17 protein-coding genes and 1 pseudogene are annotated in these 13,097 nt (G+C 61.5%); 6 read left to right on the top strand and 12 right to left on the bottom strand.

The window, feature by feature from the left end:
* Positions 1 to 2 precede the first annotated feature (2 nt).
* From QZ213_RS00815 to QZ213_RS00805, 3 genes and pseudogenes are all read right to left on the bottom strand, one after another.
* Positions 3 to 161: pseudogene (locus tag QZ213_RS00815) on the bottom strand (CidA/LrgA family protein); the annotation flags it as partial.
* An 89-nt stretch (positions 162 to 250) separates the two neighbouring features.
* Positions 251 to 694, bottom strand: coding sequence for a PaaI family thioesterase (locus QZ213_RS00810; RefSeq protein ID WP_291684132.1), 444 nt, complete (start codon positions 692 to 694; stop codon positions 251 to 253).
* A gap of 8 nt (positions 695 to 702) precedes the next feature.
* Complete coding sequence (locus QZ213_RS00805; RefSeq protein WP_291684131.1) at positions 703 to 1,137, bottom strand: thioesterase family protein; 435 nt, start codon at positions 1,135 to 1,137, stop codon at positions 703 to 705.
* 98 nt (positions 1,138 to 1,235) lie between these two features.
* Between QZ213_RS00805 and QZ213_RS00800 the strand changes: the two genes are divergently transcribed.
* A complete protein-coding gene (locus tag QZ213_RS00800; protein WP_291684130.1) occupies positions 1,236 to 1,787 on the top strand; it encodes a TetR/AcrR family transcriptional regulator in 552 nt (183 codons plus the stop codon).
* Between the two features lie 141 nt (positions 1,788 to 1,928).
* Here the strand turns inward: QZ213_RS00800 and QZ213_RS00795 are convergent, their stop codons facing one another.
* Positions 1,929 to 2,411 (bottom strand): hypothetical protein, encoded by a 483-nt coding sequence (locus QZ213_RS00795; RefSeq protein ID WP_291684129.1) that lies wholly within the window; start codon positions 2,409 to 2,411, stop codon positions 1,929 to 1,931.
* Positions 2,412 to 2,604: 193 nt separating this feature from the next.
* Here QZ213_RS00795 and QZ213_RS00790 point away from each other — a divergent pair, with 193 nt between their 5' ends.
* Positions 2,605 to 2,874 carry a PsiF family protein gene (locus QZ213_RS00790; protein WP_291684151.1) on the top strand — a complete coding sequence of 90 codons (270 nt, stop codon included), beginning with the start codon at positions 2,605 to 2,607 and terminating at the stop codon, positions 2,872 to 2,874.
* A 256-nt stretch (positions 2,875 to 3,130) separates the two neighbouring features.
* Here the strand turns inward: QZ213_RS00790 and QZ213_RS00785 are convergent, their stop codons facing one another.
* The 5 genes from QZ213_RS00785 to QZ213_RS00765 form a co-directional block, all read right to left on the bottom strand.
* Positions 3,131 to 4,573 carry a YncE family protein gene (locus QZ213_RS00785; protein WP_291684128.1) on the bottom strand — a complete coding sequence of 481 codons (1,443 nt, stop codon included), beginning with the start codon at positions 4,571 to 4,573 and terminating at the stop codon, positions 3,131 to 3,133.
* A gap of 57 nt (positions 4,574 to 4,630) precedes the next feature.
* Positions 4,631 to 5,137 (bottom strand): DUF305 domain-containing protein, encoded by a 507-nt coding sequence (locus QZ213_RS00780; RefSeq protein ID WP_291684127.1) that lies wholly within the window; start codon positions 5,135 to 5,137, stop codon positions 4,631 to 4,633.
* Positions 5,138 to 5,209: 72 nt separating this feature from the next.
* Positions 5,210 to 6,034, bottom strand: coding sequence for an alpha/beta hydrolase (locus QZ213_RS00775; protein WP_291684126.1), 825 nt, complete (start codon positions 6,032 to 6,034; stop codon positions 5,210 to 5,212).
* 185 nt (positions 6,035 to 6,219) lie between these two features.
* Positions 6,220 to 6,828 carry an FMN-dependent NADH-azoreductase gene (locus tag QZ213_RS00770; protein WP_291684125.1) on the bottom strand — a complete coding sequence of 203 codons (609 nt, stop codon included), beginning with the start codon at positions 6,826 to 6,828 and terminating at the stop codon, positions 6,220 to 6,222.
* Between the two features lie 36 nt (positions 6,829 to 6,864).
* Entirely contained in the window at positions 6,865 to 7,311 is a 447-nt protein-coding gene (locus tag QZ213_RS00765) for a nuclear transport factor 2 family protein (RefSeq protein ID WP_291684124.1), read from the bottom strand.
* A gap of 296 nt (positions 7,312 to 7,607) precedes the next feature.
* Here QZ213_RS00765 and QZ213_RS00760 point away from each other — a divergent pair, with 296 nt between their 5' ends.
* On the top strand, positions 7,608 to 8,381 hold the full coding sequence (locus QZ213_RS00760; protein ID WP_291684123.1) for an AraC family transcriptional regulator: 774 nt from the start codon (positions 7,608 to 7,610) through the stop codon (positions 8,379 to 8,381).
* A 315-nt stretch (positions 8,382 to 8,696) separates the two neighbouring features.
* On the opposite strand, the gene QZ213_RS00755 is transcribed toward QZ213_RS00760, so the two are convergent.
* Positions 8,697 to 8,861, bottom strand: coding sequence for a hypothetical protein (locus QZ213_RS00755; protein WP_291684122.1), 165 nt, complete (start codon positions 8,859 to 8,861; stop codon positions 8,697 to 8,699).
* A 150-nt stretch (positions 8,862 to 9,011) separates the two neighbouring features.
* On the opposite strand from QZ213_RS00755, the gene ispH reads away from it, so the two are divergent.
* Complete coding sequence (ispH, locus tag QZ213_RS00750) at positions 9,012 to 9,962, top strand: 4-hydroxy-3-methylbut-2-enyl diphosphate reductase (protein WP_291684150.1); 951 nt, start codon at positions 9,012 to 9,014, stop codon at positions 9,960 to 9,962.
* Between the two features lie 64 nt (positions 9,963 to 10,026).
* Positions 10,027 to 10,890, top strand: a complete 864-nt coding sequence (locus QZ213_RS00745) for a hypothetical protein (RefSeq protein WP_291684121.1) — start codon at positions 10,027 to 10,029, stop codon at positions 10,888 to 10,890.
* Positions 10,891 to 10,903: 13 nt separating this feature from the next.
* Here the strand turns inward: QZ213_RS00745 and QZ213_RS00740 are convergent, their stop codons facing one another.
* Complete coding sequence (locus QZ213_RS00740) at positions 10,904 to 11,140, bottom strand: hypothetical protein (RefSeq protein ID WP_291684153.1); 237 nt, start codon at positions 11,138 to 11,140, stop codon at positions 10,904 to 10,906.
* Positions 11,141 to 11,174: 34 nt separating this feature from the next.
* Between QZ213_RS00740 and QZ213_RS00735 the strand changes: the two genes are divergently transcribed.
* Positions 11,175 to 12,260, top strand: coding sequence for an AbrB family transcriptional regulator (locus QZ213_RS00735; protein WP_291684120.1), 1,086 nt, complete (start codon positions 11,175 to 11,177; stop codon positions 12,258 to 12,260).
* 22 nt (positions 12,261 to 12,282) lie between these two features.
* On the opposite strand, the gene QZ213_RS00730 is transcribed toward QZ213_RS00735, so the two are convergent.
* Complete coding sequence (locus QZ213_RS00730) at positions 12,283 to 12,825, bottom strand: disulfide bond formation protein B (RefSeq protein ID WP_291684119.1); 543 nt, start codon at positions 12,823 to 12,825, stop codon at positions 12,283 to 12,285.
* Positions 12,826 to 13,097: the final 272 nt, after the last annotated feature.

Below are 13,097 nucleotides of genomic sequence, written 5' to 3'. Positions count from 1 at the left end.
GGGCCGCGGCTGGCATTCTCCACGCCGCCGCCTTGTAGGGGTCCGCGCGCGAGAATGGTAAACCGGTCGCGCGCCACCAACAGCAGCAGTAAAAGCAGGAGACCGACCACCGGGCCCGGCAGCGGCAGCGAAAGGCCGCGCAGGCTGAGGCTTGCGATCATCGAACGGCCCGTGCGCGGAGAATTCGCGCATCAGGCGGTCCCGGCGCGCGCTTGTCAATCGCCGGCCTGAGCAGCCCGCGGTGACCTCATCAGCCGCGCCGCGGCAACGCCATCAGGGTTCCGGTCATGGTCGCGATCAGGGTTTCAACTCCGCCTGTTTCGGCAAGGGCGCGGGCCTCGCACACCGTCAGGGTACGACCGGGTTTTACGACGTGAGCACGAAATGCAAATCGATCGCCCTTCGCCGGTGCCAACAGGTTGGTCTTGAATTCCACCGTCAGGACGTCGGAACCCTGTGGCATCAGCGTAAAGGCGGCGATGCCGCAGGCGCTGTCGAGCCCCGCGGTGATGATCCCCGCATGAACGAATCCGTTCTGCTGGGTAAAGTCCGCCGAATACGGCATCGACAGGTCGACCTCGCCCGGTTCGAGCCGGGCGATCGAGATGCCGAGCGCCCGCATTGCCTGCTGCCGCTCGAAGGTCGCGGTCGCGACCTTCAGATAATCCGGGTTCTTGGGCTCGAAGCGCGGCACGCCTGGTCTCACGCGCTGACCGGTTCGGGAAAGGCGAGCAGTCTTGCGGCCGTCCTTCGGATCACGTCTTCGAAGGGGGCAGCCCTGCGCGCCTGCCGGTCCATGTGAACGCCGGTAATTTCGCAAGTGGAGGCGATCTCGCCGGTTTCGGCGTTGCGCATCTCGTGCAGGAAGCGGATGGATTTTTCGCGGATCTCCAGCAGCCTGCTCTTGATCTCGACGATATCGCCGGCCACCAATTCGCGCGTGTAGGTGATGTTCTGCTGCACCGCGGCCATGCCGCGGTTGGATTGGCGCAAGTAAGTCGGCGTCAGACCGATCCGCGCGAACAGATTCCAGTTGGCCTCGTCGAACTTGCCGACATACCACATGATGTTCATGTGGCCGACATGGTCGCACTGCCACGGATAGACCGTGCCGCAATAGGTGGCTGCCGATTCCATCGATCGCTCCCGCCCTCGATTCTTGATACGGTAGCGTATCAGGATCCCGGCGGGCTAGCAATACGGCACCGTATCAAGAGTCGGTGAGGCGTGGACAAATGACCGATGGCAAAGGCGACGCCTGGATCGAGGCCGGGTTCAGGGAACTCGCGAGATCCGGCGTCGAGGGGGTGCGGGTCGAGGTGTTGGCGAAGCACCTCGGCGTCACCAAGGGCGGCTTCTACCGGCGCTTCAGGGATCGCGCGGCGCTGCTCGAGGGCATGCTGCGACACTGGTGCATGGGTCGCATCGCCGCGATCGAGCAGCAGACCAGCCTGGACGGCGCCAGCGCGCGCGGGCGCCTGAGGGCGCTGATCCAGCTTTATTCGGAGCGCATGAATACCGAGGGCATGGCGGTCGAACTGGCGATCCGGCAATGGGCCCGGTCCGACGAGGCGGCGGCGCTGGCGGTCGCCAGCGTCGATGCGGCGCGGCTGAAGAATGTCGGGCAGCTCTATCGCGCCACCGGTCTTGCGCCCGAGGAGGCCGACGCGCAGGCTTTCCTGTTTTATTGCTTCATCTTCGGCCAGAGCCTGTTGTTTCTCGAACGCGGTCCGCGCAAGCGCGCGCAGCTGATCGCGAAATCGGCCGAAAAACTGCTCGACGAGTAGACTTAAGCGCAGCCGAAAGATGACTTCATCCGGCCGCGCCCATCTGCATGGCGTTTTCAAGCGAAGCATGCTCCGCACTTGATGCGGGGTGGAAGCCGGTTCGCGTGAAGAAACGCGCCAAACAAAAGAGATGGAGAGCGCTCAGCCCTTCAGCTTCTTGTTACACTCGCTGTAATAGCCGCCGCCCTTCTCGATCCACTTCATGCCGCCATTGCCGTTGGTGGCCTTGTTGGCGTTGTATTGATCGACGCAGGTATGCATGCGGGCCTTGCCGGCGGTTTCCTTTGCATATTTCGGATCCACGGCCGTCGGGAATACTGCCGGGCCGGCAGGCGCAGCGGCCGGAGCCGCTTCCTTCTTCGGCTTGGCTTCGGCCTCCTTCGGCGCCGCGGGTGCGGCCGGCGCAGCAGCCGGCGCGGCGACGGGCGCCGCGGCGGCGTCAGCCCCGCATTGGGCTTTGCGGAAATCATTCCACTTCTGGCCATTGAGCGTGCCGGCGGTCTTGGCGGCCTGGTATTTCGCACTGCATTCCTGCGTGGTCAGGGCCTGCGCCGGCGCGGTCGCGACGAACGCGGCAAAACCTGTCACCGCAAGAGTGCACAATAATTTTGCTTGAATTGTCATCTTTGGACTCCCTGGGGCGTAACGATCGGCAAGTCCCCCATCCTAGCGCAGCGACGGCGGGTGACAACGGAGCGAACCCGCACGGCTCCAAAATATCGTGCGGCGAAAATGCAGGCCTCGGCCGCTTCATTCATCCACGGTTCAGCATTGCGGCGCGAGGTTGCGGCCCTCTTCAACCCGAGGTGCTCCCATGATGAATATCTCTTCCCGCGTGGCCGCGACCGCCTTCGCGTCCCTGTTCCTGATCAGTTCGGCGTTCGCGCAGACTACCGCGCCGGCGACCCCTGCGCCGGCCGCAAAGGCGGCGCCCGCGGAAAAGAAGGCCGAGAAGCCGCGGAGCGCGGAATCGCTCGAATGCTCGAAGGAAGCCGATACCAAGGGCGTCCACGGCAAGGAGCGCAAGAAGTTCATGTCCGAATGCAAGAAGGCCGCGAAGGACGCCGCCGCCAAGCCGAAGACGTAATACTTGCCTCGCCCTCCCCCCTGCACGGGGGAGGGCGACCCGCACGCAAATCGAGTTCCGCAAGGAGTGCTGGTTCGATTCCGGCCAGTACAGCTTACATCATTGACAATACAAGATAATTTTCGCTAAAGATCGCAGCTATCGCATCGCAATCGAACCCGCTCACAACCGGAAGCGAACTCTCTATCGCATATCGCCCGAAGGGCATAACTGACGCTATTGACCGCAGCCCGCCTGAACGCGTTTCCATTCTTCGCTATTTCAATTGCACCTGCACCACAGGACCCAGCTTGTCGGCATGGCCCTCCGCGATCACCAGATAACGTCGCTCGATCTTGTCCTCGCCCTGCACCACCTGCCGGATCGCACCGGTTGCATTGACGATCGCTGAGCCTGCGGGACTGGTCATGAAGGCGGCCAGCGGCTCCAACGGGCTCTCGCCATCCCGCTCATGCGAGAGCGCGAGAATGTAGGCATGCTTGGGCTCAAGGCCAGTCACGGACGCCTGCAGCACCTGGATCAAGCCCTGATCGAACAGCGAGACGCTGGTGGGAGCCTTTTCCTCGCCGACAATCCGGCCGGCATCACCGACCGTTCTGCGGCCCGCTGCCGCGCCGAGCGAAAGATGAGCGGTCTGGCCGGCGACGCCGAGCGGTTGCAGTCCCTGCGTGCCGTCGCCCTCTGGCACCGCGTTCGGAACATAGATGATCGCCTGCGGCGCCTGACCGACCGGGCTGGTCGCGATCAGCTTGTTGGTGAGGGTATCGATCGCGGCCATGCCGTCGGCATTTTCCAACCCGACATAAACCCGGCTGCCGTCGCCGGATGGCCAGACACCATGCGGCAGCTTGCCGACCGGTATCGTGGCGACTTGCGAGAAGTCATCGGTACGAAATACCTTGACCTCGTTCAGTCCGCCTACCGTGACGTAAGCAAAGGTACCGTTGGCGTTGTGGGCGAAATTGACGTGGTTGGTGATCGGCCCTGTGTCGATCGATTTCAGTACCGAGAACGGCGGTTTTGCGTCGAACACCTCGGTCCTGCCGATGTCTTTCAGCGTGAACCAGACCTGCTTGCCATCGGGCGTGGCGGCGACGTTCGGACAGAACGGGCTGTCCTGCTTGACGTGACCGACGATTTGGTGGTCCGCAACGGTGATGACGACCGTCTCTGGATTGAACGAGGAGCAGACATAGCCGTATTTGCCGTCCGGTGAGAAACTTTGCATACCAGGTCCGGCTGGCACCTTGATGCGCGACTTCTCCTCAAAATTCTGGCCATCGAGCACAGCGATATAGTCTTCGCCGCGAACGGTGACCCAAACCTCCTTGCCGTCGGGCGTGAAGAATGCCTCATGCGGGGAACGACCAACATAGGTGGTGTGCTTGGCCGCGTTGGTCGCCGTATCGATGAAGGTGACGGAGTTGCTGCCGATCGAAACCACGGCGACGGTCTTGTGGTCCGGCGAGAAACCCATTCCGTGGACCAGGACCTGTCCCTTGTAGAGCGGACTGAAATTGCCCGGCTGCGGGTCACCGAGCCTGATAACGCCGACCAGCTTGTTGTCGACGGGATCAGTCACCGAGACGGTGTTGGAGAATTGCTCCGCCGAATAAACCCGGTCGCGGTGACTGACCAGAATATCCGGGTCGGACGCCGCGCCGGGCGCTTGGCCGGCCCAGGCCGCCGGCTGTCCCATCAGACAAACGCTTGCAAGAAAAAACAACTTCAAAAGGCCACGCTTCATGTTCTGCCCCTATTTCATGTTCATTGAATGGTGCGACATCGCGTCGTGAGAACTCATGTAGGAAGACATCGGGTTGGGCTGCGATGCGGTCGCTGCACCCGGCTGCGTCGGGGACGCCACTGACGGCGGCAATTCTTCGCCGACCGCAAGACGCATGGCGGCGATTTCCTGCTGCTGGGTCACGACGATTTCCTGCGCCAGGCGACGAAGCTGCTCGTTGTGGCCGTATCGAAGCACGGCCTGGGCCATATCGATCGCGCCCTGGTGATGCGGCACCATCATCGCGACGAAATCGCGGTCGACATCGCCGGTCGGCCTGATCGCCATGTCCGACATCATCTTGTTCATGGCGGCGTCGTTCTCCGCCAGAAACGGCTGCTCGTCGCAATAGCCGGGTCGATCCGCAACAAACTCGGCCGGCAACTGCGCCAAGGCGACTGACGTCGCCGCAACCAAGGCCGTCGCCACCAGCGAGATCGCACGTTTGCGGAAAAAGAAGCGAGACAACAAAACCATCGCTACCTCCGGACAGAGTTGACACTTGTGCGAGTGGATTTTCTCCACCGCCGGAGACCTCCAAAACACCTGTTAGCTGCGAATGAAGGCGAGGATATCCTGATTGATTACGTCGGCATTGGTGGTGAGCATGCCGTGCGGGAAACCGGGATAGATTTTCAGCGTGCCATTCCTCAGCAGTTTGATCGCCAGCAACGCGGCGTCCTTGTACGGAACTATCTGATCGTCGTCGCCGTGCATCACAAGCGTCGGCACTTCAATGTTCTTCAGGTCTTCCGTTTGGTCCGTCTCGGAGAACGCCTTGATACCATCGTAATGGGCTTTTGCTCCGCCCATCATGCCCTGTCGCCACCAATTCTCGATCACGCCCTCTAGCGGCTTCGCGCCAGCGCGGTTGAAGCCATAGAACGGACCCGATGGAACGTCGCGATAGAACTGTGCCCGGTTTGCCGCCAATCCTTTGCGGAGGCCGTCGAAGACATCAATCGGCAGGCCGTCCGGATTACTCGGCGTCCTCACCATGATCGGCGTGACGGCCGACATCAACACGGCTTTGGCGACCCGGCCCTTGCCGTGACGTGCAACATAGCGGACCACGACGCCACCTCCTGTGGAGTGGCCGATATGGACGGCATCACGCAGATCGAGGTGCTCGACGATGGCGGCGGCGTCGGCGGCGTAATGGTCCATGTCGTGACCCTCCGCCACCTGACTTGAGCGACCATGACCGCGGCGATCGAATCCAACGACGCGATAGTCGTGCTGAAGGAAGAACAGCATTTGGGTGTCCCAGTCGTCGGAACTGAGCGGCCAGCCGTGGTGAAAGACGATTGGTTGGCCGCGGCCCCAATCTTTGTAGAAGATTTCGACGCCGTCCTTCGTGGTCATCTTTTCCATAACATGGGCTCCTTTGCTTCGGTCGGAGGAGGGAATTGCTGTACTTTCGGCTACCGCGACACGCGGCGTAACTGACGCGAGCGCCGCGACTGTACCGCCGACGACGACCTCGCGTCGGGACGCGGTAATGGAGTTGAAGAGGTCTGTGTTTCTCGTTTAAGCTTTCTCATTGGTTAGCGCAGCGCTCATAGAGCAAGCTCGCCGACAGCCTTGTTCGCCTTTGGCACGACCTCGGCAGCCAACAAGGGAAGATTCATCCCCTCGGCTCGAACAGTCTGCACATCCACTATGCCAATGAAGCCCAATATTTGCCGCAGGTAGGGTTCAACAAAATCCCATGGGAGCCATGGGCCTTCTGTAAAAACTCCGCCTGAAGCAATGACCAGGACTGCTTTCTTGTCCTTCGCCAGGCCGACGACACCGCCATCGGAGTACCGGAAGGTCCTACCCGGCCGCACGATCAGGTCAATCCAGGCTTTGAGTGCGGAAGGGATCCCGAAGTTCCACATAGGCGTTGCAATCACAAGAAGTTCGGATTCCAACAACTCGTCGGTCAGGCGATCCGACTGGCGCGCCGCCTTTTTCAACCTCTCCGCTTCGGCCGGATCCCTCGTCGAGATCGCCCGGAGCGTAATATCATCCAGGTGGGGCAGATCCTCGGAGGCCAGGTCACGGCGAATAAGCTTTGCTGACGGATGGAGCCCGGTCAACCGTGCGGCGAGCGTATCGGTTACGGATCGACTTGCTGAGTCCTTCCCCCTGGGGCTCACCTCAATCATGAGTATTTGCTTCATAGAAAGTCTCCCGACATTTTGCGGAATGCCGATGTTTTAGCGAACGCCCGCCGTCAGCGCGTTCCATGCCGCAAGAGAGTCCATGTAGTCTCTCCAGTGCAAGATTTTCCGACTTTCAATCCTTATGATTGAGGCGAAGCGATTGTTATACTTCACACCTGTCGCGAGGATGGTCCCATGGACTTCATACTCGATTACGACGACACGACCATCGTCCGTCTTGTGGGTGATCAGCTTGTCCGCAGCCTGGAGCTTGATGTTGTCGCCGTAGCCGGCGAACTGAGCCATCAGATCGGCGCGCCCCCGGACAATGCGGGGCCAGCCCGGGAAGTCGTAGAGGACTTCGTAGACGATGTCCTCAGAGACGATGTCGAAAAAGTGCTCGCCATCGACCAAGTTGCCTAGCGCCCCCCGGACCAGGTCGAAGTAAGGCCTGACGGCCTTGTAGGCAGCGTATCTTGGGCTCTCCACTTGGTTCTGCATTCGGTTGTCCGTGCTCAATTGAAAAGCGTCCGAGAGCGAGCCCGCGGATGCTTTGCGCCCTTCACTTACGGTGATATATTGCAAACTCTCCCACGATAGCTCTTGTACATTTTCGTCTTTTGTTTGGATAAATCGGTAGGGGTCGACAGATAAGCACCGATCGACAAACGAGCGGGCGTTTCGACCGACCAGGCTTCGAAAGTGCCAAGCGTCCAGAGGTCGAAAGCACCGTATCCGCACCGGCCCGGTGGGGACGGCCGCTTTTCTTCAGCCGATACAAGGACGACGGTACGTGCTTGGGATTACTCGAACCAACGCCTCTCGCCGATCGATTCATGATATCGGTCGAGATGCGGCCGCTTGGGCCAACAAACGTATTTCATGATGGTCGTCCGAAAGTGAGGCCCGGTAGCAAGCCCGGCGCGCTCAATATCTACGACCTACGCGAGTCATGGGTTGCTGACCTAAAGGATCCGTACGACAATCTTAACTTGTTTCTGCCGCGTAGTGGTTTCCAAGACTTCGCGGCAGATCGGGGGCACACTTTCCTAGATTTGAAGTTCGACATCCAACAGATCTGCTATGATCCGGTGATGTTGCATGTCGCGCAGGCCATGCTTCCCGCATTGGAGCGGCCGAACGAGATCAGGCAGTTATATCTGGATCACTTGTTTCTCGCGGTGCGAGATCACATTGCCGAAACATACGGCGTGTTCCACGCAAGAAGATTTCCGGATCAACAAGGACTCACCAGCCACCAGCTCAGCCGTGCCCTGGAATATATCGAGGCCAACTTGAGTAGCGATATCGGCCTCGCCGACATCGCTACTGCCGGCAACGCTTCCATAAGCTCGCTGGGCCGAGGCTTCAAAGCCGCTTTGGGAGTGTCGACCCATCGATGGGTTCTGCAGCGCCGCATTGCTTTGGCGCAGCGCCTGATGGCGGACCCCAAGATGCCGCTAAGCCAGATCGCAGTTGCTTGCGGCTTCTTCGATCAGAGTCACCTGTCGCGCGTTTTCGTGCGCCAAATCGGAACGCCTCCCGCCACCTGGCGGAGTGCATTCGATTAACATGGTTCGTCGCTTGCCTCTTTCCATGGTCGGTTAATCAGGCAAGGAATCGATAAAATATGCGAGCAAAGGACAGAAGTATCGACACGGCACGAAGGGACCCGGCTGTCGGCGAAGGCGCCCTTCTCGTCCAAAAGAAGCGCAATGGCGGACCCGACCGCCCGATCTGAGAACATCGCCAGACCGTCCACTGGGGCACCAAGGCCCTTCTTCCTACGGATGTGTCGATTCAACCGATCGAGCGCGAGCAGCGGCACCCTTTGCAATGCGACCAACCATCGGCGCACGCCAGCAGCTCATTCAGAGGCCCCTCCTCTATCCGGCGATGTCGTTTTCTCGACTGAAAACGAAATTATCCGGAACGGATGCACGATCCGTTAGCAATACCATCGATTCACCAACAGCTCCTTGTCTCACACCAACCGTTCGATTGATGCGATCGCGCGGCGCTTCTGACAGCGTCGATCCCGGAATATCCATGTCGCAATAATGCCTGGCGCTGCGAGCTCGAGCCCAAGTCGGCACGGGCTGGATCGGGGCTGGAGTGAAAGGCAAGGAACGATGTCAGAGATGCAGCTCCTGGAACCGCCGCCGGCAATATCCGGACGCCCCCTGCCGGGCCGCCGTGTCATGCAGGTCGTGCTGGCTCAACCCCGTGGCTTCTGCGCAGGCGTCGTGCGCGCCATCGAGATCGTTGAACGCGCAATCGAGCGCTATGGCGCGCCGGTATATGTGCGTCACGAAATCGTTCACAACAAGCATGTCGTCGAATGCCTGAAGGCGAAGGGCGCCGTCTTTGTCGAGGAGCTGGATGAGATCCCGGCGAACGCGCCAACCGTTTTCAGCGCGCATGGCGTTGCAAGGCATGTCGAGAGGGAAGCCGCCGCCCGCGGTTTGCAGGTACTCGATGCGACCTGCCCGCTCGTGACCAAGGTACATCATCATGCCAGGCGTTATGCCTCAAAGGGCCGCTCGCTGATCCTGATCGGACATGAAAATCATCCCGAAGTAGTCGGAACGATGGGACAAGTCGATAGCCCCATGACCCTGGTGCAGCGCGTCGAAGACGTTGCGGCACTCGACCTGCCAGACGATACCCCGCTCGCCTACGTCACGCAGACGACATTGAGCGTGGACGACACCCGGGAGATCATCGCCGCGCTCAAAGCTCGATTTCCCGATATCGAGGGACCGCATACCCGCGACATCTGCTACGCGACCCAAAACCGCCAGGCCGGGCTGCGTGCCCTCTGCAAGATCGTCGATGTGATCCTCGTTGTGGGCGCCTCAAACAGTTCGAATGCCAACCGGCTTCGCGAGATTGGTGCCGAACTCGGCGTTCCCAGCTACCTCGTTGCCAACGGAAGCGAGATGAACCCCGCCTGGCTCCAGAATGCCATGGCCGTTGGCATCACCGCGGGCGCACCGACCCCGGAGGCGCTGGTCAATGGTGTCATCGAAGCGTTGCTGCGGGTAGGACCGGTTTCCTTATCGCTGCTGCCGGGCCGCGAAGAGACAGTCGAATTCCGGTTACCTGCCGAACTGGACCACGTCAGCCTCGCTCCCTCACACGATCGATAAGAATGCCATGGCCATACCATTGCTTTACTGTCCCTTCGAACCGGAGGTTCATCCGGGAGCATCATTGGCTCATGAAAACTCCATCCGTTGGGCGCGGTCGCAGGGGTTGCTGGAAACCGAGCAGCGCGCAATGTCGGCTGAAAAAGCCAGAACAGGCTGGCTTGCGGCCCGCGCGTTTCCGACGGCGATGCCGCACGGGCTGCAATGGGCGGCCGATTGGCTGGTACTGTTTTGCACCCTTGATGACCATATCGAGAAGCAACGATACGCCACCGAGGTGGAGAGCGATCTGCTGGAATTGCTCAACCTGTTTCGTAGCGGAACGGATTGTCCGCGCAACGGACCGTTCGGATCGGCAATGCTGGATCTCCGGCAACGCCTATTGGCGCTCGCGCCGTCCAGCCATGTCACGCGCTTCGTCGACCAGCTGGAGGAGCTGTTCGAAGGTTTCGCGATCGAAGCTCGGAACCGCGAGCGCGACCGTATTCCGGACGTTGCCTCGTATTTGCGGCTCCGCGAGGTCACCGTCGGCCTCAAGGTAATGTTTGCCCTGGCGGAACTGCTGGATGGGTTCAGCCTGTCCAACGATACCCGTACGCACCCGGTTCTACGGCGATTGGCCACCCGCGCCAGCAACATCGTGGGCTGGGCCAATGACCTGTTCACTTACGAAAAGGAGGTCCTACACGGAGAAATCCACAATCTGGTGATGGTCCTGATGAACGAACGCGGGCTGACGGTTTCGGAAGCGGTCCAACAGGCGGTGGCGCTCCATGACAATGAGGTCCGCGACTTCCTGGGAGATGTCGCGCAGCTTCCGTCCCTCGACCTGACCGATGCGGACGTCCGCTCGTATGTGCGGATGCTGAAGTGCTGGATTCGCGGCCATCTGGACTGGGCGCGCGAGACTGGCCGGTATTCGGCATAAGTACTTGCGCCGATCAGATCATCGGGGCGACTTTTTCGACGCCTATGATGCGCGCGAGCGAACGCACTTCGCGCTTCTGGTCTTCGCGCAACTGAAACAAGAGCGGCAGCGGCTCGATCAGCACAGGCTCGTTAATTTGAGCCCGGGGCAAGGCGGCCTGTACCTGGGCTGGCGGCGGTTCAAAAGCCGCCATCGCCATGATGACGACGGCCGGCCCGAACCCGCGCATTGCTGCATCGCGCTGGCGCATTTGTCCCTCGTGCACGAATTTGTCATAAGGCGGCGTGAGCCTGATCCCCGCATCGATGGCCTTTGCCATCCCCACCCGCGCCAAAATCCTCAATGTGCTCGAAACGCTCGTGATCGGCACCGCTGGAGGCGCGCTGTTTCTGCTGGCGCATCTTCCGGGCGGGCTGATTTCAGGCGCCATGATCGCGGTCGGCATCGCGGCGATCGCAGGCAGGCCGCTGGTGGTGCCGGCGCACCTGACCCAGACCGTGCTGGTGCTGCTCGGGATTTCGCTGGGCTCGCTGGTGTCGCGGCAACTCCTGCAACACATGGGCGCCTATCCCCTGACCATCGGGCTGCTGGCGCTGGCCACCTTCTGCTCGACCTTCGGCTCGAGCCTCTATCTGCAGCGCGTCCATGGCTGGGACCGCACCTCGGCATTCCTGGCCGGAAGCCCCGGCGCCCTGTCACAGATCACGATGCTCGCCATCGAGCGCGGTGCCGACGTGTCGGGGATCGCGGTGGTGCAGACGATGCGCGTGATCATCCTCACCGCGGCGCTGCCGATGTTGCTGGCGCTGACCGGGATCGCGCCGTCATCCCCGCCCGCGGCCGTGACGGCGATCGCCTCGCCGATCGAGCTCGCCGAGCTGATCGCGGCCTCGGTCGCGGTCGCGCTGTTGCTGCGACTGATCAAGTTTCCGGCAAGCTGGATGTTCGGCGCGATGATCGGCTCTAGCGTGCTGCATGGCACCGGCGTGATCGAGGGCACCCTGCCGCCTTGGCTGCGGGCGATCGCGCTGATCGGCATCGGCGCGCTGATCGGTTCGCGCTTTGCGCGGATGAAGCCGAAGACCCTGTTCAGCCATATCAATGCGGCGCTGGGGTCGTTCGCCATCGCCATCGCGATTTCGGCGGTTTTCGTCGCGTTGATCGCGCTGACCACCCATGTGCGGTTCGCCGACGTCATCGTCGCCTTCGCGCCGGGCGCCATGGACGCCATGCTGGCGCTGGCCCTGACACTGCACATCGACCCGATCTTCGTCGGCGCGCATCATCTGTCGCGTTTTGTCTTTGTCACCATCGCGACGCCCGGCATCGTCCATCTGTTCGGACGGCCGCAGGAAGATGTCGACGATTAGATCCGGCGATTAGGTTCGACGATTAGCTTCTCTTGGCGGACCTGACGACGCCCCGGGCCGCGATCGCGGCCATCAGAAGCGAGATCAGCACGTCGTAGCCGGCCAGCGACAGGCCGAGAAACTTCCACTGCACTTCGTCGCAGCGGACCACCTTGACGGTGTCGAGCCGCGACAGCAGATCGCCGGCGTTACCGAGATTCCCGACCGGGCCGGTGCAGGCGGTCGGCCCCGGCCAGAATCCCCATTCCACGCCGGAGTGATAGGCGGCGAGCCCGGAATTGCCGAGCGTTGCGAGCGCGACGACGGCAAGGCCCGCCACCAGCGCGCCACGCGGCGCATCCTTTGCCGCGGCGATCGCGATCAGTGCGGCAAGCGGCACCACCAGATAATAGGCGTAGCGCTGAGCGAGGCAGAGTTCACACGGCTGGATGCCCAGCACCAGCTGAATGAACCACGCCCCCGCCAGGGTCGCGGCCGCGATCACCGTGATCGCGAGCGCCGCCGTCAGCGCCGGGCTGGCGTCGCCGCGCGCATGCGAGGGGTTTGCAACGATATCTGAGGTCACGGCGATCTCCTGTGCGAAGGCGTCCTAACCTGCGCGTCCGGCCCTGTCGAGGCAGGCGCGATCACAGGACGGTGTTTTGTCAGCGCGATGACACAGTGAAACGGCTCGGCACCGGACCGCGCATCCGCCCCTGCTGTCACGCGCGCGGCCGGGCGAAGCCGATCCAGATCAGCGGCACCTTATGTCTTCGGGATATCCCGGATCGCTGCGGGTTGACCGGCCCTCCCCGACCGCTATATTCCGCCGGTTTCGCGACCTCCGGCTTTCCGGCC

The organism is Bradyrhizobium sp. (assembly GCF_017881085.1).
Lineage (GTDB): Bacteria > Pseudomonadota > Alphaproteobacteria > Rhizobiales > Xanthobacteraceae > Bradyrhizobium.
Note: the sequence above shows the minus strand (reverse complement) of the source record. Positions and strands in the feature narration are given on the sequence as shown.

What these genes read in the sequence shown, in the direction of transcription:
- QZ213_RS00805 (WP_291684131.1), bottom strand. Translation starts at nt 1,137, where the DNA reads ATGGAATCGGCAGCCACCTATTGCGGCACGGTCTATCCGTGGCAGTGC.
- QZ213_RS00800 (WP_291684130.1), top strand. Translation starts at nt 1,236, where the DNA reads ATGACCGATGGCAAAGGCGACGCCTGGATCGAGGCCGGGTTCAGGGAA.
- QZ213_RS00795 (WP_291684129.1), bottom strand. Translation starts at nt 2,411, where the DNA reads ATGACAATTCAAGCAAAATTATTGTGCACTCTTGCGGTGACAGGTTTT.
- QZ213_RS00790 (WP_291684151.1), top strand. Translation starts at nt 2,605, where the DNA reads ATGAATATCTCTTCCCGCGTGGCCGCGACCGCCTTCGCGTCCCTGTTC.
- QZ213_RS00785 (WP_291684128.1), bottom strand. Translation starts at nt 4,573, where the DNA reads ATGGGACAGCCGGCGGCCTGGGCCGGCCAAGCGCCCGGCGCGGCGTCC.
- QZ213_RS00780 (WP_291684127.1), bottom strand. Translation starts at nt 5,137, where the DNA reads ATGGTTTTGTTGTCTCGCTTCTTTTTCCGCAAACGTGCGATCTCGCTG.
- QZ213_RS00775 (WP_291684126.1), bottom strand. Translation starts at nt 6,034, where the DNA reads ATGGAAAAGATGACCACGAAGGACGGCGTCGAAATCTTCTACAAAGAT.
- QZ213_RS00770 (WP_291684125.1), bottom strand. Translation starts at nt 6,828, where the DNA reads ATGAAGCAAATACTCATGATTGAGGTGAGCCCCAGGGGGAAGGACTCA.
- QZ213_RS00765 (WP_291684124.1), bottom strand. Translation starts at nt 7,311, where the DNA reads ATGCAGAACCAAGTGGAGAGCCCAAGATACGCTGCCTACAAGGCCGTC.
- QZ213_RS00755 (WP_291684122.1), bottom strand. Translation starts at nt 8,861, where the DNA reads ATGGATATTCCGGGATCGACGCTGTCAGAAGCGCCGCGCGATCGCATC.
- ispH (WP_291684150.1), top strand. Translation starts at nt 9,012, where the DNA reads ATGCAGGTCGTGCTGGCTCAACCCCGTGGCTTCTGCGCAGGCGTCGTG.
- QZ213_RS00740 (WP_291684153.1), bottom strand. Translation starts at nt 11,140, where the DNA reads ATGCGCCAGCGCGATGCAGCAATGCGCGGGTTCGGGCCGGCCGTCGTC.